Origin of the sequence: Dysgonomonas sp. UBA7630 (assembly GCF_002483985.1) — a bacterium.
Classification (GTDB): Bacteria; Bacteroidota; Bacteroidia; order Bacteroidales; family Dysgonomonadaceae; genus Dysgonomonas.
The window spans coordinates 104,769-127,521 of sequence record NZ_DLIY01000028.1 but is presented as its reverse complement, the minus strand read 5'-3'; the positions used below and the strand labels follow the sequence as shown (position 1 = coordinate 127,521).

At 37.6% G+C, this 22,753-nt stretch carries 24 protein-coding genes and 1 pseudogene; 11 read left to right on the top strand and 14 right to left on the bottom strand.

The window, feature by feature from the left end; translation table 11 throughout:
• Positions 1-6: 6 nt before the first annotated feature.
• From B3P17_RS12685 to fbp, 9 genes and pseudogenes are all read right to left on the bottom strand, one after another.
• Positions 7-987, bottom strand: coding sequence for a GSCFA domain-containing protein (locus B3P17_RS12685; protein ID WP_252638529.1), 981 nt, complete (start codon positions 985-987; stop codon positions 7-9).
• Between the two features lie 204 nt (positions 988-1,191).
• Positions 1,192-2,742 carry an alkyl hydroperoxide reductase subunit F gene (ahpF, locus tag B3P17_RS12680; protein WP_252638528.1) on the bottom strand — a complete coding sequence of 517 codons (1,551 nt, stop codon included), beginning with the start codon at positions 2,740-2,742 and terminating at the stop codon, positions 1,192-1,194.
• Between the two features lie 66 nt (positions 2,743-2,808).
• Positions 2,809-3,376 (bottom strand): annotated as a pseudogene (gene ahpC / locus B3P17_RS12675) (alkyl hydroperoxide reductase subunit C).
• A 345-nt stretch (positions 3,377-3,721) separates the two neighbouring features.
• Complete coding sequence (locus B3P17_RS12670; protein ID WP_252638526.1) at positions 3,722-3,985, bottom strand: hypothetical protein; 264 nt, start codon at positions 3,983-3,985, stop codon at positions 3,722-3,724.
• A 638-nt stretch (positions 3,986-4,623) separates the two neighbouring features.
• Positions 4,624-5,823, bottom strand: a complete 1,200-nt coding sequence (locus B3P17_RS12665; protein ID WP_252638525.1) for an acetate kinase — start codon at positions 5,821-5,823, stop codon at positions 4,624-4,626.
• A 4-nt stretch (positions 5,824-5,827) separates the two neighbouring features.
• Entirely contained in the window at positions 5,828-6,793 is a 966-nt protein-coding gene (locus B3P17_RS12660; protein WP_135106931.1) for a 3-hydroxyacyl-CoA dehydrogenase family protein, read from the bottom strand.
• Between the two features lie 109 nt (positions 6,794-6,902).
• Positions 6,903-7,913 (bottom strand): phosphate acetyltransferase, encoded by a 1,011-nt coding sequence (gene pta / locus B3P17_RS12655; RefSeq protein WP_006842077.1) that lies wholly within the window; start codon positions 7,911-7,913, stop codon positions 6,903-6,905.
• A 144-nt stretch (positions 7,914-8,057) separates the two neighbouring features.
• Positions 8,058-8,606 (bottom strand): YcxB family protein, encoded by a 549-nt coding sequence (locus B3P17_RS12650; RefSeq protein WP_291105726.1) that lies wholly within the window; start codon positions 8,604-8,606, stop codon positions 8,058-8,060.
• 64 nt (positions 8,607-8,670) lie between these two features.
• Positions 8,671-9,702, bottom strand: coding sequence for a class 1 fructose-bisphosphatase (gene fbp, locus B3P17_RS12645; RefSeq protein ID WP_252638523.1), 1,032 nt, complete (start codon positions 9,700-9,702; stop codon positions 8,671-8,673).
• 114 nt (positions 9,703-9,816) lie between these two features.
• Here fbp and B3P17_RS12640 point away from each other — a divergent pair, with 114 nt between their 5' ends.
• The 3 genes from B3P17_RS12640 (at position 9,817) to B3P17_RS12630 (ending at position 11,935) form a co-directional block, all read left to right on the top strand.
• On the top strand, positions 9,817-10,191 hold the full coding sequence (locus tag B3P17_RS12640) for a DMT family protein (RefSeq protein WP_135106938.1): 375 nt from the start codon (positions 9,817-9,819) through the stop codon (positions 10,189-10,191).
• Between the two features lie 244 nt (positions 10,192-10,435).
• Entirely contained in the window at positions 10,436-10,897 is a 462-nt protein-coding gene (ndk, locus tag B3P17_RS12635) for a nucleoside-diphosphate kinase (protein WP_252638522.1), read from the top strand.
• A 9-nt stretch (positions 10,898-10,906) separates the two neighbouring features.
• Positions 10,907-11,935 carry a peptidoglycan DD-metalloendopeptidase family protein gene (locus B3P17_RS12630; RefSeq protein ID WP_006842072.1) on the top strand — a complete coding sequence of 343 codons (1,029 nt, stop codon included), beginning with the start codon at positions 10,907-10,909 and terminating at the stop codon, positions 11,933-11,935.
• A gap of 91 nt (positions 11,936-12,026) precedes the next feature.
• On the opposite strand, the gene ung is transcribed toward B3P17_RS12630, so the two are convergent.
• A complete protein-coding gene (ung, locus tag B3P17_RS12625) occupies positions 12,027-12,689 on the bottom strand; it encodes a uracil-DNA glycosylase (protein ID WP_252638521.1) in 663 nt (220 codons plus the stop codon).
• Between the two features lie 371 nt (positions 12,690-13,060).
• Here ung and B3P17_RS12620 point away from each other — a divergent pair, with 371 nt between their 5' ends.
• Together B3P17_RS12620 and B3P17_RS12615 are read left to right on the top strand one after the other, a co-directional pair.
• On the top strand, positions 13,061-14,356 hold the full coding sequence (locus tag B3P17_RS12620) for an MATE family efflux transporter (RefSeq protein WP_252638520.1): 1,296 nt from the start codon (positions 13,061-13,063) through the stop codon (positions 14,354-14,356).
• 33 nt (positions 14,357-14,389) lie between these two features.
• Positions 14,390-14,884, top strand: a complete 495-nt coding sequence (locus B3P17_RS12615; RefSeq protein ID WP_252638519.1) for a flavodoxin — start codon at positions 14,390-14,392, stop codon at positions 14,882-14,884.
• A gap of 69 nt (positions 14,885-14,953) precedes the next feature.
• Here the strand turns inward: B3P17_RS12615 and B3P17_RS12610 are convergent, their stop codons facing one another.
• Positions 14,954-15,652, bottom strand: coding sequence for a YjjG family noncanonical pyrimidine nucleotidase (locus B3P17_RS12610; RefSeq protein ID WP_252638518.1), 699 nt, complete (start codon positions 15,650-15,652; stop codon positions 14,954-14,956).
• A gap of 99 nt (positions 15,653-15,751) precedes the next feature.
• Here B3P17_RS12610 and B3P17_RS12605 point away from each other — a divergent pair, with 99 nt between their 5' ends.
• From B3P17_RS12605 to proS, 3 genes are all read left to right on the top strand, one after another.
• Positions 15,752-16,324, top strand: a complete 573-nt coding sequence (locus tag B3P17_RS12605; RefSeq protein ID WP_252638517.1) for a Crp/Fnr family transcriptional regulator — start codon at positions 15,752-15,754, stop codon at positions 16,322-16,324.
• Between the two features lie 76 nt (positions 16,325-16,400).
• Positions 16,401-16,787 (top strand): pyridoxamine 5'-phosphate oxidase family protein, encoded by a 387-nt coding sequence (locus B3P17_RS12600; protein WP_291105720.1) that lies wholly within the window; start codon positions 16,401-16,403, stop codon positions 16,785-16,787.
• Positions 16,788-16,865: 78 nt separating this feature from the next.
• Positions 16,866-18,347 (top strand): proline--tRNA ligase, encoded by a 1,482-nt coding sequence (proS, locus tag B3P17_RS12595; protein WP_252638515.1) that lies wholly within the window; start codon positions 16,866-16,868, stop codon positions 18,345-18,347.
• A gap of 75 nt (positions 18,348-18,422) precedes the next feature.
• On the opposite strand, the gene B3P17_RS12590 is transcribed toward proS, so the two are convergent.
• Positions 18,423-18,911: a DinB family protein gene (locus B3P17_RS12590; RefSeq protein WP_252638514.1), complete on the bottom strand. Its 489-nt coding sequence runs from the start codon at positions 18,909-18,911 to the stop codon at positions 18,423-18,425.
• 349 nt (positions 18,912-19,260) lie between these two features.
• On the opposite strand from B3P17_RS12590, the gene B3P17_RS12585 reads away from it, so the two are divergent.
• A complete protein-coding gene (locus B3P17_RS12585) occupies positions 19,261-19,710 on the top strand; it encodes a DUF3836 domain-containing protein (protein ID WP_135106958.1) in 450 nt (149 codons plus the stop codon).
• Positions 19,711-19,822: 112 nt separating this feature from the next.
• Complete coding sequence (locus B3P17_RS12580; protein WP_252638513.1) at positions 19,823-20,665, top strand: patatin-like phospholipase family protein; 843 nt, start codon at positions 19,823-19,825, stop codon at positions 20,663-20,665.
• Here the strand turns inward: B3P17_RS12580 and pepE are convergent, their stop codons facing one another.
• Positions 20,666-21,376, bottom strand: a complete 711-nt coding sequence (gene pepE / locus B3P17_RS12575) for a dipeptidase PepE (RefSeq protein ID WP_252638512.1) — start codon at positions 21,374-21,376, stop codon at positions 20,666-20,668.
• A 136-nt stretch (positions 21,377-21,512) separates the two neighbouring features.
• A complete protein-coding gene (locus tag B3P17_RS12570; protein WP_252638511.1) occupies positions 21,513-22,544 on the bottom strand; it encodes an N-acetylmuramoyl-L-alanine amidase family protein in 1,032 nt (343 codons plus the stop codon).
• Here B3P17_RS12570 and B3P17_RS12565 point away from each other — a divergent pair, their 5' ends adjacent.
• The gene (locus tag B3P17_RS12565; protein WP_252638510.1) at positions 22,545-22,700 is read left to right on the top strand and encodes a hypothetical protein; all 156 of its coding nucleotides are present in this window, start codon (positions 22,545-22,547) and stop codon (positions 22,698-22,700) included.
• The last annotated feature ends 53 nt before the right edge of the window (positions 22,701-22,753 follow it).

Sequence of the window (22,753 nt, the reverse complement as noted above, 5' to 3'; positions counted from 1 at the left end):
TTTTAATTAAGATCTGTTTTCCAAATCCACAATTTCTTGTTCGCAACAAATGTATGGATATTTCTTATTGAAGGCTTTCAACTTTAACAAAGTTTGCCTTAAAAAATGCTTATAATCATCACTTTGGTTATTTATAGGCCTATGATTTAGAGCCTGATATATTTTCTGCCATTCTTTTATTATAGGGGGAGCTTCTTCATCAAAATAGGTCTCTGACAATCGTTGCCAGATATATTTAATTGCTATCTGATTTGGATGAGTCATGTCTTCATCATAGAATCGATAATCACGTAATTCATCCAAAACAATTTCATAAGAAGGGAAATAATGCAAACCTTCTACCATGCTACAAATTTTATCTACAGCCAAAAGCAAAGTAGATTTGCTCAACTGGTTATCATGGGCTCCATCTTTGAGGTGACGAACAGGACTTACCGTGAACACTATTCGCAACGATGGATTTATTTTTCTCAAATCCTTTACCAAACCTTCCCACTCTGCTAAAATATCTTCAACAGAAAGACGAAAACGTTCGAATTCAGCAGCAGGCAGCTTATGGCAATTACCAACTACCACATTCTCTTTCAAAGACCGAAAGACATACGCTGTTCCAAATGTAACAAAAAGGACATCGGCCTTGCGAATATCGTTTGACCCATTCATCAAACTATGGTTTATCCCTTGCAGACATTTATCCTTATCTACATCTGAAAAAGACCCATGATGCCAAAAACTTTGATAAAGTCCTTTGTATTCAAAAATTTCTTTCTCTGTAAACTCCTTTTCTTCGATAAGCAGCCTCAAAGCCCGACTAATGGATAAGGGATTGTAGAGAATCCCAAAAGGATTGAGATTTACATTGAATTTATTTTCCACAAACAGTTTACCCATATTCTCGGCAAAACAAGAGCCAAATATCACAATATGACTCTTATGAGATATCTTAAAGTCTGGTGTTGGAATTTCTATTTTTGTTCTGAAGTCCATATTTATAAACACTACTAAACACAAGTAAAGGTAAAAAGATTGCATGGAATTATTCGAAACTTGAAGATAAAGTTTTATCGTATTTTTTAATTCATACATTTACAGACAAAAAAAAATTACAAGCAACATATACCTGTAATTTTTCCTTCTTCAATTTCTCGTCATACAGACGATAAAATATGCTATTCTTATATCAGATAACGATCAGATAACTCCCCGCATACGGTCTTCGAATGCCGAAAGGGAAGCCTTCGCTCCTTCGCCCATTGCTATTATAATCTGCTTAAATGGCACAGTTGTAACATCTCCTGCTGCATAAACGCCGGGTATACTCGTACGGCAATGAGTATCGATAGCTATTTCTCCAAAACGATTTACATCGACCAGATCTTTAAAAACAGAACTATTAGGAGCCAATCCGATCTGTACAAATATGCCGTTCAGATTGACGATACGCTCTTCACCGGTAGTACGGTCTTTCACTTTTATTCCGGTAACCTTCTCGTCACCGATCACCTCTGTTGTTTGGGTATTCAGTATGATCTCTACATTTGGGAGGCTTTTGGCTTTTTCTTGCAAAATCTTATCAGCCTTAAGTTCTTCTGCATATTCAAAGAGAGTTAGCTTAGTGCAAATACCCGCAAGATCTATTGCGGCCTCTACTCCCGAATTTCCTCCGCCTACAACAGCCACTTCTTTACCTTTATAAAATGGCCCATCGCAGTGAGGACAAAAAGCGACTCCTTTTCCTATATAATCCGATTCGCCGGGCACATTGAGTTTTCTCCAACTAGCCCCTGTAGCTATTATCACAGCGGGAGTAACTATCTTTTCTCCGCCTACAACGGATATAAATTTTTTACCTTCAATCAACTCTACTTTCTCTACCTTTCGATGCTCGAGAATATCGACAGGATAATCCTGTAAGTGCACTTTGAGATTGTTCGACAACACTTCACCTGTTGTCTTGGTTACAGAAATCAGATTTTCGATTCCTACGGTTTCCTTTACTTGTCCTCCTATGCGTTCAGCCAACAAAGCCACCTTCAAACCTTTACGAGCCGAGTAAATAGATGCGGCAACTCCTGCGGGGCCTCCACCGATTACAGCTACATCATACTCTCTGACTGTTGGATTATTATCTGCCAATTCTTTGCTTCCATACTGATCTTCGAGTTTGGATAATAATTCACCGAATTCACCACGACCTACATGAATCAATTTACCATCAGCAAATACTGCGGGAACACCTTGCAGTTTAAGAGCATCAACCTCTTCCGGATTTATCGCCCCGTCTACCATCTCGTGATATATTTCAGCGTTGAGAGTAGTCATAACATTAAGTGCTTGAACAATATCAGGACAATTGGTACACGTCAGCGACACATAAGTAGTAAGATGTATAGGCCCTTGAAGAGCTTTAACTCTGCTTACAACAAATTCGTCAGGGATATTCTTCCCCTTGCCATCACTATTCAGTATCGCTAATAATAAAGAGGTAAACTCGTGTCCGTTAGGCACTCCCCTGAATTTAATACGTGTATCTTCTCCATTTTTCAATAAAGAGAACTCGAGCCCTTCACCTTTATTAATCTGACAGGAAATATTATCGGAACAAGAAGCCACGTCATCGAGAAGATCGACAAGTTCACGATAGGAGTCATGCTGGTCGAAAGCAGTAATATTTAATATATACTGATTTTTCAGTTCAGAGAATATCGAGCGTAATTGTTCTTTAAAAGATGAGTCTAACATATATTTTAATTTTAATTACGTTGATTTAAAAACCGGCTTTGTTAAGCCGGTCTGCAAATTTGAATATTAAATCTTACCAACCAGATCTATACTTGGCTTGAGTGTTTCTTCGCCTTTTTTCCACTTAGCAGGACAAACTTCACCGTCGTGTGTTGCTACAAACTGAGCAGCTTCCACCTTGCGAAGCAATTCGTCTGCATTACGCCCGATTCCATTGTCATGAATTTCGGCAATCTTAACCTGCCCTTCAGGATTTAATAGGAAAGTTCCTCTATATGCCATTCCTTCTTCTTCGATCATCACGCCAAATGCACGGCTGAGTACCCCTACGGTATCGGCTAACATCGGATATTTGATCTTGCGAATACTTTCGGATGCATCATGCCAAGCTTTATGCACAAAATGTGAGTCTGTACTTACAGAATAAACCTCTACACCCATTGCTTGCAGTTGATCATATTTGTCAGCTACATCAACAAGTTCTGTTGGGCAAACAAATGTAAAATCGGCGGGGNNAGAAAAAGAAGATTACCCACTTCCCTTTTACGTCTTCATGGGTTACTGTCTTAAAAGCTCCATTGTGATAAGCTTGTACTTTAAATTCCGGTAATTGTAAATTAATAATAGGTTTCATAATAAATTTTATTTATATTTAAATTACACTTATGTCTTTTATCTATACACCGCAAAGATATATAGTTTTTATTTATACACAAATATATTTCAATAGAATTTATCTATAATCCTATTCCTGTGCTTCCAATGATAGAATATTGGAATTGATTGTGGTACTATGGGTGTGGATTGGAATATTTATAGTCTTAGCTTGGGTAATTAGGGAGCGAAAAAGGGTGCTTGTGGGGTAAAACAAAAAGTTACACTCTTAAAATAAATATAATAAATCTAACGCATTAAGGAATATACTCTGCCCATAAGAGATTATCGATAAATCAATCCTAAATTAGTTCTTAAGAATCTCCTAATTGCAATGAAAGGATAAAGGTAATACTCTATTTAATTTATGTAAAGTATAAGAATCGACACCCTTAAAGAAAAAAGCCTTATTATATTCATATATATTTTCATACATAGTCCCTAAATGATAACTAATCCATTCTCCTCTTAAATTGGTTGCTCCCAGAAACTCTGTAATATAATCCCTATTGCTCCCTCCATAAAAGACAATCACTTCTTGATTATTTATCTCATCAAATCCTACATCAACGATATAATAGCGTAGCATTATCAATGTATCAACCTTTATATACTCAGATTCTATTGAAATTTTATTTCTGATATCAAAGAATCACCTTTATACAGATTAATTATTTGTTTATGCATAGGGTATACGATAGTAGTATCTTCTAAATTAAACCCCTTTAGGTCGAGATTATAATAGTAGATTTTCACTTCCAATTTATAAGCTTCATTATATATATTCTGAGTATACTTTATCAAGCGTCCCTCATTCTGAAATAGGTTCAGCTCTTTCTTATTTGAGCAACAAGAAAGAAGAACCATCATGATACAAAGAAAATAAATTAGAGGGACCTTCATTATATTATTTCTTTGATAAACAACTTAAGGGGAAGACTTAATTAATTTTTCACACCTTACTCTTTTATCTCCATGTTATAAAATAAAAGTAATATATAATAATATAAGATGCATACGAAAAGATGTATAAAAAAGAAAAGGTTGTNNAAATCCCCCTGAGGAATCTTCCAAATAATAGACTATGATTTTTCCCGTGTTTAATTTTGTTTAACTGTGAACTACAAATTGTTAATGAATTTGTTAAAGAATCTTGTGTATTATAAAGAAACGAAAAACGGCACAATATTGTGCCGTTTTTCACATATCTAAATATACTATAGAAGCTTATTTATTAACGATCTCCATTGTATCGGAGGCGATCATATATTCTTCATCAGTAGGAACAACCATAACGGTCACTTTAGAGTCGGGAGCACTAACAACAGCCTCTTCTCCTTGTATCTTGGCATTCTTCTCTACGTCAAGTTTTATTCCCATATATTCCATATCCTTACATACTTGCTCACGAACAGCAATAGCATTCTCGCCTATACCGCCCGTAAACATAAGAATATCTACACCTCCCAGAACGGCTGCATAAGCACCCACATATTTCTTTATACGGTGTACAAACATATCGAAAGCCAATATAGCTCTTTCGTTACCCTCATCCATTGCGGCACGCAACTCACGCATATCAGACGATACACCCGATACACCTAACAGCCCACTGTGCTTATTTACGAGAGTAGAAATAGCTTGTGTACCGATGTTCTCTTTCTCCATAATGAAAGATATAATACCGGCATCTACATCGCCCGAACGAGTACCCATCAACAGACCTTCAACAGGAGTCATACCCATTGATGTATCTACCGACTTGCCGCCATAGATAGCAGCCAAAGAGCCGCCATTACCTATATGAGCTGTGATAATACGTTGTTTTTCGTAGGGAACACCGAGCAAATCACATCCTTTGCGTGAAACATATCTGTGACTTGTTCCGTGAAAGCCATAACGTCTGATTCCGTATTTTTCATACAATGAATATGGCAACCCATACATATATGATTTTGCCGGCATTGTCTGATGGTAAGCAGTATCGAAAACTCCCACCTGCGGGATATTTCCCATCAATTCTTTCACGGCATAAATACCTGCAAGATTAGGTGGATTGTGCAATGGAGCAAGCTCTATGCATTCTTCCATTTTCTTTATCACCTCATCGGTAATAAATACACTACTATTAAACTCTTCACCACCGTGAACCACACGATGACCAACAGCGTCTATCTCGTCCAAAGAGCCTAACACGCCATACTTAGAACTTGTCAAAACACCCAATATATATTCTATCCCGGCCTGATGCTCTAGGATTTCACCTTCAAGAACGACCTTATCACCATTAGGTAGCGGAAACTTAAGGAAAGAACCTTTCAAACCGATTTTTTCGACTCCTCCCTGTGCAATCACAGCCTTGCTTTCCATATCGAAAAGCTTATATTTTATAGAAGAACTTCCACAGTTCAATACTAATATCTTCATGTCTTTAAATTAAATCGTTTGGTCCTATTATTTTCCCTGCATCGTCGTAAATATAAAAACCGCGTTTGGTAGATACGCCAAGTTGTTTTGATCTGAACAACTTCCATAATACCGGGCTAGCCTTATACTTTTTATCGCCATACTCGTCAAACATATCTTCCATAAGCATTACCAGCTTTTCGATACCTAGGATGTCTGCCAATTGGAAAATACCAAACCGTTGTCCGAATATGATTGTAAACTCTTTATCTATATCTTCTATAGAAGCTACATTCTCCATCCATATCTGACATGCTTCATTCAGCATTGTTATCATCATACGAAAACTTACAAGCCCGCTACTTTCGTGCACTTGTATAGCCGTATGCTTGATCATGTGAGCAAAATGATACACCTTGTGTACTGCTTCTTCGGACGTAAATGTTCCTCTTACGATCTCTAACAAACGAGCATCTGTATGTGAGACAGGAAAATGCAGACTGATACAACGTGCTTTGTATTTCAGATCAGCAGCTAGTTCACTGATGATAACTGTAGTTGCATTTGTAGCGATAATAGCATCCGGCGACAAGACTTGTTCCAAATTGCGGAAAACTTCTTTCCTCAGATCAGTACTACGTCCGCCATCCACATCGTAACGGATACATTCGATCACAAAATCGCAATCTTGAAGATCCTGATAATCAAGGGTTCCTTTGATACGTCCCATGGTAGAACGCTTTTCGCCCTGAGTCAACCCCCAGTTTTCTATCTTTGTATCCAATCCATGCTCTATATCTTTCAAGGCTAGTTGTATCCTGTCTTCCGACACTTCAACAAAAGTAACCTCGATACCCGATAGCGCTGTAAGGCTTACAATATGTCGTCCATCACGACCGCAGCCTACAACCCCGATCTTAGAGAAAAGAGACCTCTTCTTATTTTTTGAGCTTAACCCATACTCCTCAATAGGTTCTATGATTTCTGCCATAAATATTTTAATTATAAATTTAGAGTTATAAACTATGAGTAGGTCGGAAAAGCGAATCGAATGATTGTTCGTACCAACCGTCTATTTCTCAAAGCTATTTATAACTATTTTACTTTTTCTTTGCGGCAATAGCCTGATTAGCGGCAATAGCCACCATATTATATATGTCACTTACCGAGCAACCTCGCGACAAGTCATTTACCGGTGCAGCCATTCCTTGCAGGATAGGACCTACAGCCTCGGCATTACCCAAACGTTGCACAAGTTTGTAAGCTATATTTCCTACCTCTAACGAAGGGAACACCAGTACATTTGCATGTCCGGCAACAGCACTCTCGGGAGCTTTTTGCTTACCTACTGCAGGCACAAGAGCCGCATCGGCTTGTAATTCGCCATCGATCTTCATTGTAGGATCAATCTTCTGTGCCAACTGTGTAGCTTCAATCACCTTATCTACTAACGGACTTTTAGCACTTCCTTTTGTCGAAAAACTTAGAATTGCCACCTGAGGTTCTTCACCAACCAAAGCACGTGCAGTTTGACCTGTAGCAACAGCTATTTCGGCCAACTGAGACGCTGTAGGATCGGGAGTAACGGCGCAATCTGCAAAAAGCAACAGCCCGTCTTTACCATATTGTTTCTGAGTAGTAAACATTAAAAAAGCACCTGATACCACACTGATTCCGGGTGCTGTTTTTATAATTTGCAATGCAGGGCGAAGCACGTCTCCTGTTGTATTCTCGGCTCCGGCAATTTCGCCGTCGGCATCTCCGTTTTTGATCATAAGGCAACCAATATATAGCGGATTTTCAGCAAGTTTTGCTGCCTGTTCGATAGTCAAGCCTTTCGATTTTCTCAACTCAAAAAGAAGATTCGTATAAACCTCTTTCTTCTCATAATCCTTCGGATCAAGAATGGTTGCTTTATCTATATTTTTCAGATTAAGACCGGCTGCCAATTCTTTTACTTCTTTCACATTTCCTATAAGAATAATGTCGGCAACACCATCACCAAGCAACTGATCTGCTGCTTTTATAGTCCTTTCTTCTGTTCCTTCCGGCAATACGATACGCTGTTTGTTCGCTTTTGCTCTTTCTACTATCTCTTTAATTAAATCCATAATATATAATGATTGTTTTTATCCAATACGAAGTCAGGACGAACCCTTTTTATAAAATCGAGCAAATATAATAAAATTTGCAATCTCTACTTTACATTTAAGGCAAGAAACATCTCGTCTAATGTGAAATAAGCTAAAAAATATTTACTTCCATTCCCACTCCAATTCGGCTATAAGTGGAATACCTTTAGTATTCCTATATCCTTCGAAAACTTCTGCCAGTTGTTCCTTGTTAACAATCTGATCTTTGGGAATAATGATATAAACATATTGATTCATCATCAGAAAAAAATATCGCTCTATTTCAATGATGGATTTTATATCATGCACATTAAAAAAATTATGACCTCGCTTACTGTCGACTTCTATAACATCATTCCCCAGTAAAAGTTTTATTTCGTAAAGAGATTCTCCTTTCATACTCTCTATTACCTTTCGCTTACTCATACGCTTATACATCCACGCCGACCAGCGTTGATAAAACATAAAAAACAAAAGTGATGATGCGATAAAGACATAAGCCAGAATATCGTTCATCCCGTCAAACAACAGGATCGCACCAAAGAAAAGAGATAACCCCGGCAACCGATAACAATCCCATTTCCGCTGCTTTTTATAACCGTTGTTGTGAGACAAATTATAAAGTTGCAACTCTAAATAGTCATTTGTAGACAATGTATAACTAAGCTCCATATTCGAGAGACAAAGTTAGTTAAAAACAAAGGCTCTCATAGCGTTAACCATGAGAGCTTTTATTTTATTTATCTTTTTTTTCTTTTTCTTCAGCTCTTTCTATAAAGTCTTTTAGTTTTTTCACCATATTCAAGCTACCACAATAAAACGGAACTCGCTGGTGTAACTCCTGCGGCTGAATCTCCAATATCCGATTATGCCCGTCTATAGCAGCTCCTCCGGCTTGCTCTGTAATAAATGCCATCGGATTACACTCGTACAACAACCGCAGTTTGCCCTTAGGCGCTTTGTGTGTAGACGGATAGAAATAGATACCGCCTGTAATAAGGTTGCGATGGCAATCCGAGACCAAGCTCCCTATATATCGGGCAGTATAAGGACGGTCTTCTTTTTCTTCCTGACAGTATTTTATATAATCTTTCACGCCTTGCGGAAAATGGACGTAGTTACCTTCGTTTACAGAATATATATTCGCATTTTTAGGACATCTCATATTTGGGTGTGACAGATAAAAGCTTCCAATCGCAGGATTCAGCGTAAAACCATTCACCCCTCTACCTGTCGTATAAACGATCATAGTCGATGTACCATATAGGATATACCCTGCTGCCACCTGATTAACTCCGGGCTGCAAAAAGTCTTCCATCGTAACGGGTGAGCCTATCGGAGAAATGCGACGGTATATAGAGAAGATAGTTCCTACCGATACATTTACTTCAATATTGGACGATCCGTCAAGCGGGTCCATCAACACTACATATTTATTGTTATGCCCCTCGTCAAGCCCTTCAATTGTAATAAAGTTATCATTTTCTTCCGAAGCAATACCACATACAATTTCCCTGTTGATAAGTGTTTGTATAAAGACATCATTGGCATACACATCCAGTTTCTTCTGATCCTCACCTTGTACATTCGTAGTGCCTACTGCTCCCAAGATATCTACCAGACCGGCTTTGTTTACTTTGTAACTAACGACCCTGGCGGCGAGAAGGATTGAGTTTAAGAGGCGAGAAAGCTCTCCTCTCGAATATTTGAAATCTTCCTGTCTCTCGATGATAAATTCATCAAGTGTTTTTCTTGCAATATTTTTCATAGTGCTAATTATTATTGTGTTGTTTTTTATGGATATTTCAAAGGTAAGAATTAAATCAAAACAAAAGTTCCAAAAAATAATTACTTTTGCTGCGAAATTTTTAATCTACAGAGAATGAACTTATCCGGTGTATATACAATAATATTATTGGTCTTTTCTAATATATTCATGACTTTTGCTTGGTATGGGCATCTAAAAATGAAAGAATATTCGTGGTTCGAATCACTTCCATTATTTGGTGTTATCCTTTTCAGCTGGGGTATTGCCTTTTTTGAATATTGCTTTCAAGTACCTGCAAACAGAATCGGATTTCAGGGCAATGGAGGACCTTTTACTCTGATGCAGCTAAAAATCATCCAAGAGGTTATCACCCTCACTGTCTTTGTATTGTTCAGCACACTGGCATTCAAGACCGAAACTTTCAAATGGAACCATTTATTGGCTTTTGTCTTTCTTATTGCTGCTGTATATCTGATATTTAAGAAATAGAGACAATACACCTCCTTTAAGGAACGGTTTACAAATTAGTTATATTTAGTTAAACGCACTACACCTCTCATAGAGCGTAAGACCTCTTTTCTTTAGAGAGATTCCAAACAAAACATGTTCTTAAACATAGCGTAAATACTGTTAAAATCTACCTTTTCGGAGGTTACGGAGTTGTTACAAATTGAAATATGTTTTATATTTGACCTCTATATCAGATAAATTCTATTTATTTTTAGGTACACACATGGAAAAAACCCTCGTTATTCTTAAGCCTTCTTGTGTTCAAAGAGCACTGATAGGAGAGGTTATCTCTCGGTTCGAAAAGAAGGGTTTACGTCTAGCAGGAATGAAAATGGTACAGTTGACTGATGCTATCCTCAGTGAGCATTATTCACACTTGAAAGACAGACCATTTTTCCAACGTGTAAAAGACTCCATGCAGGTATGTCCGGTTATACTTCAATGTTGGGAAGGGAAGAATGCAACTAAAGTTGTACGCTCCCTGATTGGTGTAACCAATGGCAGGGAAGCTGCTCCGGGAACTATTAGAGGAGATTTTTCGGTTAGTTCTCAGGAGAATATTGTGCATGCATCAGATTCGTCCGAATCTGCAAAGATTGAACTAAAACGCTTTTTTAACGACAACGAGATTTTTGATTATAAACAATCCACGTTAGCTAATTTATATGCGGGTGACGAGATTTAATTTATATTTATGACAGGAATAAGCAGTAACATTTTAACAAAAGGCTTCAAGCGAATCAGATTATTGCCTCTAGTGGCAGTATTTTTCATCCCAATGACCGGTTTCGCCCAGAAGAAAATAACAGAAGAAGCATCACCCGACAGAGTAGAGCTAAAGTACAAGCAACGACACAGCAGACAGACCCCAAATTCCAATCTATATGCAGATGGAATTAAAATAAAAAGAGACCTTTCTATACTTAAAGAAATTCAAGAAGAGCGCATCCTTGGAGAGAATGAAATCCCAGCAGAAGATCTTTACGGAGGTATATGGAATAATCGTTATGTGAACGCATACCGTTCTATAGAGAATATTCCAGATACATTCAAAGTGAGCCTGGCCAATTTCACAATGCCGACAATGGGATATGTTACCTCTAATTTCGGACCTCGCCGCCGCCGTATGCATTACGGAATAGACCTTAAAGTACAGGTAGGTGATACGATTTACGCAGCTTTCGACGGAAAAGTACGTGTAAAACAATACGAAAGACGTGGATATGGTTACTACTTAGCCTTGCGCCATCCAAATGGATTGGAAACTGTTTACGGACACTTGTCCAGATTCTTAGTAGAAGAAGACCAAGTTGTAAAATCGGGAGACCCGATCGCTTTAGGAGGAAACACAGGACGTTCGACAGGTTCTCACTTACATTTCGAAATCCGCTTTTTAGGCAATCCGATAAATCCTATATACATTGTTGATTTTGATAACAAGGTTTGCCACAAAGACACCTATACAGTAACACCAAACAGCTACAGAAAAAGCAGCAAAGGTGTAGACGTTAGAAATCTTGCTTCATCCTCTACTACAAGATCAAGCAACGATGTGAAAAATAAATACGCAACGGGTTCTGTGAAGTACCACCGAATAGCAAAAGGTGACACACTGGGTAAAATTGCAAGGATGCATGGTACAACAATCAGCAAACTTTGCAAGTTGAACAATATCACATCAAGGGCTACGCTTAGAGCCGGAAAATCATTAAGAGTTTCATAAGCAAATAAATCAAGCATATATAAAAAATGGCGGCAATGTAATTATTGCCGCCATTTTTATTTGATCTTTTTATATCAATATCTGTTATACTCTACCATTCGATTGGCGCGATACCTTTCGACTGCAAATACTTATTCGCCGTACTGAAATGACTATTGCCAAAAAATCCATTATAAGCCGAAAGGGGAGAAGGATGTACAGACCTTAACACCAAGTGCTTATTAGGGTCTATAAATGAGGCCTTCTTCTGAGCGTATGCCCCCCACAGTATAAACACCAAATTCTCTCTTTTTTCGGCTAACTGATGTATTGCCGCATCGGTAAATGCTTCCCATCCTTTTTTCTGATGCGAGCCTGCCATATGCGCCTGAACAGTTAGTGTAGCGTTGAGCAGTAATACACCCTGATTTGCCCAACGGGTGAGATTTCCCGATCGAGGTACGGGAATACCCAAGTCTCGGTTTATCTCCTTAAATATATTCACAAGCGAAGGAGGAGCCGGTACTCCATCGGGCACGGAAAAAGACAGCCCATGAGCCTGACCATCGTTATGATATGGATCTTGACCCAAAATAACAACTTTTACTTTATCAAACGGAGTATGCTCAAAAGCATTAAAGATAAGCCTCGCCGGAGGAAAGATTTGTTTGGTTTTATATTCTACTCTTACAAAGTCGGTAAGCTTTTCGAAATAATCTTTTTCAAACTCATCTTTCAACTGGTCTTTCCAACTTTGTTCTATTTTTACATCCATAGGTACTTAAAACGGTATTTATAATTATAAATATTCAAGATTGGAGATGCATAAAGATACAACATTTTGAAGATACGAGATGTATTTATTTAACATTTGTACGTTCTTTATAAGAGCACTACCTTTGTACACCTTTAAAGTTCAATATGTTTTGCTCAAAGATTTATCTTATTATAGATGGTTTTGCCGGATTACCTGAAGACCATTGAATGCTGAAAAGCTAGAAAAAGTGACATGATAAAAACACATAAAAAAGTGTCACTTTTGTCACCTTTTGCATTTCCAAAAAGAGCATAAAATACTATAAAGTAGGTAAATACAGAGCAAAATAAGCGAATAAAAAAAGTGACAAATATATCAGAAAAGTGACAATGAATAGAAGCATATTACAATTAGCGATACCCAACATTATTTCCAATATCACTGTTCCCTTACTCGGATTGGTAGATATGTATATTGTGGGACATCTCGACTCGGAAGATTATATCGGAGCCATTGCTTTGGGCACAATGCTATTCAATTTTATTTATTGGAGCTTTTCATTTCTTCGCATGGGGACAAGCGGCTTCACAGCACAAGCCTATGGCGCAAAAGACTATAGGGAACAAGCCAATACTCTGTTGAGGTCTCTCTCGGTTGCGATGAGTGCTGGCATTGTAATCGTTCTGCTACAATACTTTATTGCTCTTGCCGGATTTTTTCTACTCAATGCCGACCCTACCGTTAAGGTTTTTGCTCATCAGTATTTCTATATATACATCTGGGCTGCACCTGCCGTGTTGGGCATGTACACATTCAACGGTTGGTTTATAGGCATGCAAGATGCCAAAACACCAATGTTTATAGCCATCACGGTAAACATTGTAAACATAGCTTTAAGCTTTGTCTTTGTATACGGATTGGGAATGAAGATAGAAGGCGTAGCCCTAGCCTCCGCATGTGCACAGTATACAGGATTCTTATCATTTATACTTGTCTGGAATATGAAATACGGTTGGCTGAAAAAACACATCGACTTCTCTGTTCTCAAAAACTTACACGCATACGTTCCCTTCTTTAAAGTGAATAGCGACATCTTCATTCGCACAATGGCACTGATTGCAGTAACAACATTCTTTATGTCTGCATCGTCCAAATCGGGAAAAGATATCCTTGCTGTTAATGCCTTGTTGATGCAAATGTTTATCCTCTTTTCGTATATGATGGATGGTTTTGCCTATGCAGCCGAGGCCTTGACGGGAAAGTATATCGGAGAAAACAATCGGTTTTTACTAAAACGGCTGGTGAAGCGTCTCTTCGTATGGGGTACTATTATAGCTATCCTGTTTACGCTCATTTATGCCACCGGCATGGATTATATACTGGCATTGATCACTGATAAAAAAAATATATTAGAGTTAAGCAAAAGCTATCAGTTTTGGGTTTTGCTGATCCCTATTGCAGGATTCTCTGCTTTTCTTTGGGATGGGGTCTTTGTTGGAGCTACAGCATCGCACCAAATGAGGAATTCTATGCTGATAGCGGTAAGTGCTTTTTTCCTTATATATTTTATGTTTTCCGACGCTTCTGCGAACAATATCCTATGGTTGGCGTTTATAGTGTATCTGGGACTTAGGGGTATCATCCAAAGCTTTATGGCACCCTCTATTTTGAATGATTCCAGATAATTGATAATCAATTAATAAACATCTTAACTAGTTATGAGTAAAATTGCAATAGTTTATGGCTCGTCTACCGGAGCCACAGAAGCGGTAGCGGAAAAAATACAGGCAGCACTCGGCGATGCTAAACTTTTTAATGCCGATGGTGTTAGTGTCGACGACTTGCAATCATATGATTTTTTTATTTTAGGTGCATCTACAACAGGTATTGGTGACTTACAGGATGACTGGGAAGCTTTCTTGCCGAAATTTGAGAAAATGGACTTTACAAATAAGAAAGTAGCCATCTTTGGATTAGGCGACAGCGCATCTTTCTCTACCAGCTTTGCCGGAGGTATGTATACGATGTACAAGGCTCTGAAAGGAAAAGTAGAAATCGTAGGCTTCGTTCCAACAGACGGATATACATTCGACGAATCTGATGCTGTTGTAAACGGGCAATTCGTTGGTCTGGCTTTGGATGAAGATAATGAATACAATGAGACAGAGAAGCGTGTAGCAGACTGGCTTGAAGATTTAAAAAAGTATTTTTAATAAATATATCTTTATTTAGTGATGTATATAAAGAGTCGGTTAGTATCCCCAACCGACTCTTTACTTTTCCTAAAGGATATTCTTTATTGCTGACAACTTATCGACAATATAAGTGGGCTGAAAATCTCCGACAGGCTTACCTCCGGGGTTATACCAAATCTGATCGATACCACTATTGTATGCACCGCCGATATCTGTGAATAGATTATCCCCTATCATGATTGTAGAGTCTCTCTCCGCCCCTGCTTCTTTCAGAGCATAATCGAACAAATGCGGATGAGGCTTATTCACCCCTACAGCATCGGAAAGTATTACCTTGTCGAAATAGCCTGTTAGTCCGGCATTATCCATTTTGATATATTGCATCTCGGTAAAGCCATTGGATAGGATATGTATCTTGTATTTCGATTTCAGATAGTCGAGTAAATCGACAGCACCATCGATAAGGATCTTTTTTTGCATGATCCGCTCTATATAATCATCATTAATAGCAAGAGCCTTTTCTTCCGAGATATCCTCTACCAAAGAAAGAGGGGCAATAAAACGTTCTCTTTGCAAAGTGGCTTTCGATATTTTACCTTGCCCATACATCTCCCAGAGCTGGCTGACATTGGCATAATATATTGTATAAAAATCATCAAAAGACGGAAAGTAGTTTCCAAAGTTATAATCATCATATAGCTCTACTAAAGTCTGCCGGGTATTCTCTATAGTATCTATAAGCGTATCATCCAAGTCGAGAAGAATATCTGTATATTTTGATTTCATAATTATCTTATATTAGTAGATAGCAAAGATACAAAATATAGATAAGGACAAACTCTGTCTTTTTTATATTACTTTAGAGTCTTTATTAAATAACAAGCGATGTATAGTAAACTAATCAGCCATATCCGCAATTATATTCATTTCTACGACTCCGATATTGAAATATTATCTCAATATATAACCCTCCTTGATCTAAAGAGCAAACAATTTGTATTGGAAGAAGGACAAGTCTGCAAAGCTTACTACTTTGTTGAGACAGGCTGCATGCGCATGTTCTTCCACAACGACAAAGGAACGGAGCAAACGATTCAATTTGCGTTGGAGGGTTGGTGGATGACGGATTATATGAGCCTTTCTAACCAAAAACCGTCCGACTATTATATACAAGCGATAGAAAATTCGAGTGTGCTGGCTATTGGTTTTCACGATTTTCAAAAAATGATTTTAGAGTTGCCCTCTTTAGAACGATATTTCAGGTTAGTCACCGAAAGAGCACTTGCTGCATCACAGTTTAGAATGAAGCTGCTCTATGAACTTTCGAAAGAAGAGATATATAAACACTTTAAGACATCTTTCCCCGAGTTTGTTCAACGTGTTCCTCAATATATGCTGGCCTCGTTCCTAGGACTTACCCCGGAATACCTGAGTGAGATTAGGAAAAAGAACCCTTAAGTTATTTCTTAAACCAGCTTAAGATTTACCCATCCGATGAATTGTAATTTTATGCCTGAATAAAAAACAGAAAACAATGAATGAATCAAAGAAACTTACAGAGAAATTTCATAAANNCGAAAATGAAGGCGTAGTATCAATCGTATCATGGGGAAAAGAAGAACCACATATAGCTAACACATGGAACTCATATCTGGAAGTAACAGAAGACGAACGCATTCTCATCCCAGCCTATGGCTTGCGTAAAACACAAAAAAATGTAGAAGCAAACCACAAAGTAAAACTTACATTGGGCAGTAGAAATGTTTTAGGTTATAAAGACTATCAGGGAACAGGTTTTTATATAGAAGGAACGGCGAGATATATTACTTCGGGAGAGGAATATGACTATATGAAAGGAAAATACTCATTTCTGAGCAGGGTATTGGAAGTTACGGTGACTTCTATAAAACAAACCCTGTAAGAAATACAAATCAAATATCATTTAATTAAGGGCTTTTACTAACTTTGTAGCAATTTTGGAAAAACAGAATTCAATAATATGGCAAAAGAACTTAAAGAACTGACACCTCGAAGTCAAGATTACAGTCAGTGGTATCTCGATTTGGTATTAAAAGCAGATTTAGCAGAAAATTCTGCTGTACGCGGATGTATGGTGATAAAGCCATACGGCTATGCGATTTGGGAAAAAATGCAACGTCAATTAGACGATATGTTCAAAGAAACAGGACACATGAATGCTTACTTCCCGCTTTTCATCCCCAAATCATTTTTGAGTAAAGAGGCTGACCATGTTGAAGGTTTTGCCAAAGAATGTGCTGTTGTAACTCACTACCGTCTAAAAAATGATCCTGACGGAAAAGGAGTAATAGTTGACCCTGATGCAAAATTGGAAGAAGAACTTATTGTTCGTCCAACTTCCGAAACGATTATCTGGAATACGTACCGTAATTGGATACAATCATATAGAGATCTACCTATTTTGGTAAATCAATGGGCAAATGTTGTACGTTGGGAGATGCGTACCCGTTTATTCCTGCGTACCGCAGAATTCTTGTGGCAAGAAGGGCATACTGCTCATGCCACAAAAGAAGAAGCGGTAGAGGAAGCAGAAAAAATGTTGAACGTGTATGCTCAGTTTGCTGAAGAGTATATGGCTGTGCCTGTAATTAAAGGTGTGAAATCAGCATCTGAACGATTTGCCGGTGCTGTAGATACATATACAATCGAAGCCATGATGCAGGATGGAAAAGCCCTTCAATCGGGAACATCTCACTTCCTTGGACAGAATTTCGCAAAAGCATTTGATGTAAAATTTGCGGATAAAGAGGGTAAGATGGATTACGTATGGGCTACTTCATGGGGAGTATCTACCCGCCTTATCGGAGCTCTGATAATGGCACACTCGGATGATAATGGGCTTGTACTTCCTCCAAAATTAGCTCCTTTCCAAGTTGTTATTGTTCCTATATATAAAGGTGAAGAACAACTAGCCTTGATCAACCAAAAGGTAGATGGCATTGTAAAATCATTGAAAGCTCTTGGCATCAGTGTTAAATATGACAATGCAGACAACAAAAAACCGGGATGGAAATTCTCTGAATATGAATTGAAAGGAGTTCCTGTACGTTTGGCTATGGGCGCGCGCGATATGGAAAATAACACAGTAGAAGTTGCTCGCCGCGACACGCTGACTAAAGAGACTGTATCATGCGATGGGCTGGATATGTATATCAAGAATCTATTGGATGATATTCAAGCTAACATCTACAAAAAAGCGTTCGATTTCAGAGCTAAGCAGACGATCACTGTAGAGACATACGAAGAGTTTAAAGAGAAGATAGAGGAAGGTGTATTTATTCTTGCTCACTGGGATGGCACCACCGAAACTGAAGAAAAAGTGAAAGCTGAAACCAAAGCAACAATACGCTGCATCCCTCTCGAAGGAGATAAAACTCCCGGCAAATGTATGGTTACAGGAAAACCATCTACTCAACGAGTGGTATTCGCCAGAGCATATTAATTGAGGGAAATAATAACTTATAATAGAAGAGGATTTGGGGTTTCCAAATCCTCTCTTTATTTTGAGGAGTATGCCTTAAGCATTACTGGCATGCAGCTCATGAATCTCATTTATATGCAAGTGCAAATGAGGGAGGTAATTTGTAATCATCTCTTTTAGAGAGACTTTATCCCCAAGGGCTGTAATCCATTCATTACCGAGCTTATCAGTGTCTACATGTTTGATAACATGCATTATGTGGAGGTTGGAATATTTCCATAATTGAACCAGGTCCTCCCAATTCTCTGTCTGATAATCCTGAATAGCGATCCATCTGTCATTATTTCCCAAGTTAGCATAATCGGGGAAAATCAATGGACTAGGCTGGTTTTGCAAATGGATAATACGATGTATATTATTAGACGCTGAATCTACTAAATGTCCAAGTATCTGTTTTATATTTCTGTTCTGCTTATTTACTTTCGTGCTTATCAGTTCTTCTGACAATGATAGCAGGAATTGCTCTTCGGCATTAATGACTTGCTTAATACCATCTATAACCTGATAAAAATCAATCTTTTCCATTTCTTTAATTCATTAAGGACAATAAATAATATTCTATATTATCTGTAAGCAGAAAACGATGTAAAGATAAGTTGTTTCACCTTACTGAAAAGTATTTTATTAATTATATCATAAAAAATATGGCTATAAAAGAACAAACAGCCAACCATTAACCTTAATTAACACCAACAATAAACGACTAATTTACAAACATATATACACAAAACACACTTCTATGCATAACATAGTACTAAAAACAATCCAATATTTTTGTAACTATTCGATAGTTGACAACGTCATATATATAGAAAGCGCTTAAAAAAACAAAATTTCGATCTATTAACAAGGTAACAATTTAAAAGATACCGACATGAAAGCAATATTTTTAACAACAGTTTTGGCAACGCTATTTTCATTCTCTAATATATATGCAGGAAATTCAAAAGACAAAGTATATAGTAATATTGAAACCACTAAATACGGTTGCACAAAAGAATATACAACAGTAGACGGCACTTCATTAGAAGCTTTGAAAAAAGCTGTGTTTGTCTACGATACAAAAAACAATCTGAAGGAAAAAACATATTACAAATGGAGTTCACAAGGATGGGTTGGAACTTATAAATATGTATATGAATATAATTCGGATGGAAGCAAAGTGGCCAATCTTATCTTCACCAAATGGGATAAAAATATGGCAACATGGTCTACCAAATCACAGCATTTAATACACGTATATGATGATGCGAGCGGAAAACTATTAACAGTTAAGCAAGTTCAAGTAAACAATAATTCCAGTGGTCTTATTGCTAATAAATAAGCCACATACTTAGAATTACTACTTTTCGAGTTCTGTTCTTTGTGATAAAGAGCAGAACTTTTTTTATTGCAAAAATTGCTACCTTTAACCCCCAATAAGTATAAAAACGAAGATGATTAATACATCAGAGATAGGATTAGTACTTGAAGGAGGAGGTATGCGTGGAGTTTTCACCTGTGGAGTTCTGGATTATTTTATGAGTCGAAATATAGAATTCCCTTATGCAATTGGTGTATCTGCGGGGGCATGTAATGGGCTCTCTTTTATATCCAAACAACAAGGGAGAGCTAAGTATAGCAACATAGACCTTCTAGCTAAGTATAAATATATAGGGCTTAAACATTATATAAAGAAACGAAATATCATGGACTTCGATTTACTGTTCCATGAGTTTCCTGAAAATATCATACCCTACGATTATCAGACTTATTTTTCCTCTCCATCACGGTTCGAGATGGTAACGTCTAATTGCCTGACAGGAAAAGCAGAATATTTGGAAGAAAAATCGAATAAAGAAAGGGTTATAGATATTGTGAAAGCATCCAGCAGCTTACCTATTATGTGCCCTATAGCGTATGTAGACGACACTCCTATGCTTGATGGAGGCATCTGCGACTCAATACCTGTAAACAGGGCAATAGATCAGGGTTATAAAAAAAACATAGTAATTCTTACACGCAACAAGGGATACAGAAAAGAAAGCAAAGACATAAAAATACCATCTTTCATTTACCGGAAATATCCGGCTATGCGTGAGGCTTTAAGTAACAGAAATAGTCTTTATAATTCTCAATTGGATTTGATAGAAAAGCTTGAGGAGGAAGGATCAGTATTTGTTATCAGACCTCAAAAACCGATCATTGTAGACCGTATAGAAAAAGATATAAACAAACTCACAGCACTCTACGAAGAGGGCTATGAGTGTGGTATGTCTATTGATAAGATGAGTCTTTAATCACTTCTTCAGTAGAAAACTGAAATCATCATCTGTTTTCAGTTCTCTTGGCTCTTCGCCATATTTGAATATACGTGCAGTCTTTTTACCGATAAGCCTCAAGTCATCGCCTTCGAGATTCAGCATAGAGCCTTCTCGCAGCCCTACAACATATATATCCTGATTTTCTGTTATAAATTCTCTGATACGATCTTCACGTGTTTCGCCTCCATGATTCTCGGGATGTGTATCCAGATAATGCGGGTTTATTTGAAAAGGAACCAGATTTGCCACATCAAATCCTTTTGGGTCGATGATCGGCATATCGTTTGTTGTTCGCAATGTAGGACAAGCCACATTTGAACCGGCACTCCATCCTATATATGGAACTCCTTGTTTTACTCTTTTACTAATAAGCTCTATAATCTTATTATCACGCATCATGCGAACAAGCTTCCATGTATTACCGCCTCCTACTACAATAGCCTCTGCTTCTTCAACTGCTTTTACAGGATCGTCGTAGTGATGAATACTAACAACACTATGTCCTATTTCTTTGAAACGATCATTGACTTTCTTCTCATACTCATCGTAAGAAAAAGTAACCGCAGCATAAGGAATAAATAGTGCTTCTATAGGTTTTTCTCCTAAAAACTCTTTAATGTTATACTTCGGATAGTCTAAATACGCCTCTCCCGGATTCGTTGAATTGCTGATAAGTAATAATCTCATAATGGACTTTTTTGTATTTATACAAATATATTAGTTTTTATGATAACTGACAATGGCGGCTTTCTTCATCTGTTGTATTGTTGTGTTATCAATATTCAAAAGGATAAGGGCTAAATAGCATTAGAATATCTATTCTTTACTTTCCCTTTTTCCAGTTCTCATAGTCTTTGATGAAACCCCTACACATCCAATTGGCTAAAGCCTGCCTGTTATCTGATTGTAAAAAGCGACGCTGGTCGAAACTATTCTGAATATTGCCAAGCTCGGCATAAATACCTACAGGCAGAGTTTTATCAAGAACGTATAAGGTTCGTGTACTTACTGTTCCAGTGAAGCCTCTATCCGGCTGATGCTTGTCATAATGATCACTGAAAGTCTCACGCATTGTGTTCGCTAGTTTTTTACCCACAGTACTATTCTTTGAGTAATAGAAAAATACATCTAGTTGTTGTTTCTGACTTCTGCTATCCAAATGGATAAAAACAGATCTTTTATATTTTGCTTTCGAACGCTTACTCAAGCTGTTAATTTTATCTGTCCGTTGCTTCAATCGGGCAATCTGGTTCAAAGGAATAGTAGCACCCATACAAGTTTCACGCTTACTGTTCGACAAATAACGATCATCTCTTATGCCATCCTCTGCATCTTGAATAATCATATATACTGTAGCACCTTCTTCCATCAAGTTGCGTGCAAGCCTGAGTGTTATATCATAAGCATACTCATCTTCGCAAAGCTCGTACCCGTCTACCTCTGCCATTGCTCCCGGATCAGGACCTCCATGCCCGCTAGATAAGAAGAAACAAGCACCTTTTAGCTTATCTGATTTAATCGTATATTCCGCATATTTTTCTCCAAAAAGCTTATTCTCCGTTTTTTTACCCGTTTGACCAGAATCAAAAACTTCGTTCTCTGTTTTTCTCGTATTATCCTTATCCGTGTCAGGTAATAGATACGAAACATCCTTCAACAAGGAATCTCCTTTGCCAAACTTTCCTTTATTCAACTCTAGAAACGTATTAAGATTTTCTGCTCCTGTACGTTTATTTCTTCTCAGAAAAGCGAGTATACCTTCACCATTACGAGGTGTATCTTTTTCACTTTGAGAATAAACGGAGACACTTGATATTATAAGTATTGAAAAGATTATAAGTCGAATATATTTCATATGTCACTAAACTTAGCCGGAACGGCAGTAAGAAATTTTGGAGTTGGTAAAGATACTAAGATTTCGCCAAAGATTGGGTCGAATAAGGATTTTGTTGTAGGCGATAATCTCTATCAAGGGGAGAAAACTAAAATATATAGATACAAAAGAAACTAAACAAACAAAGGCTGTTCCGATAGGGACAGCCTTTGTTATATAAAGAAGTTTGC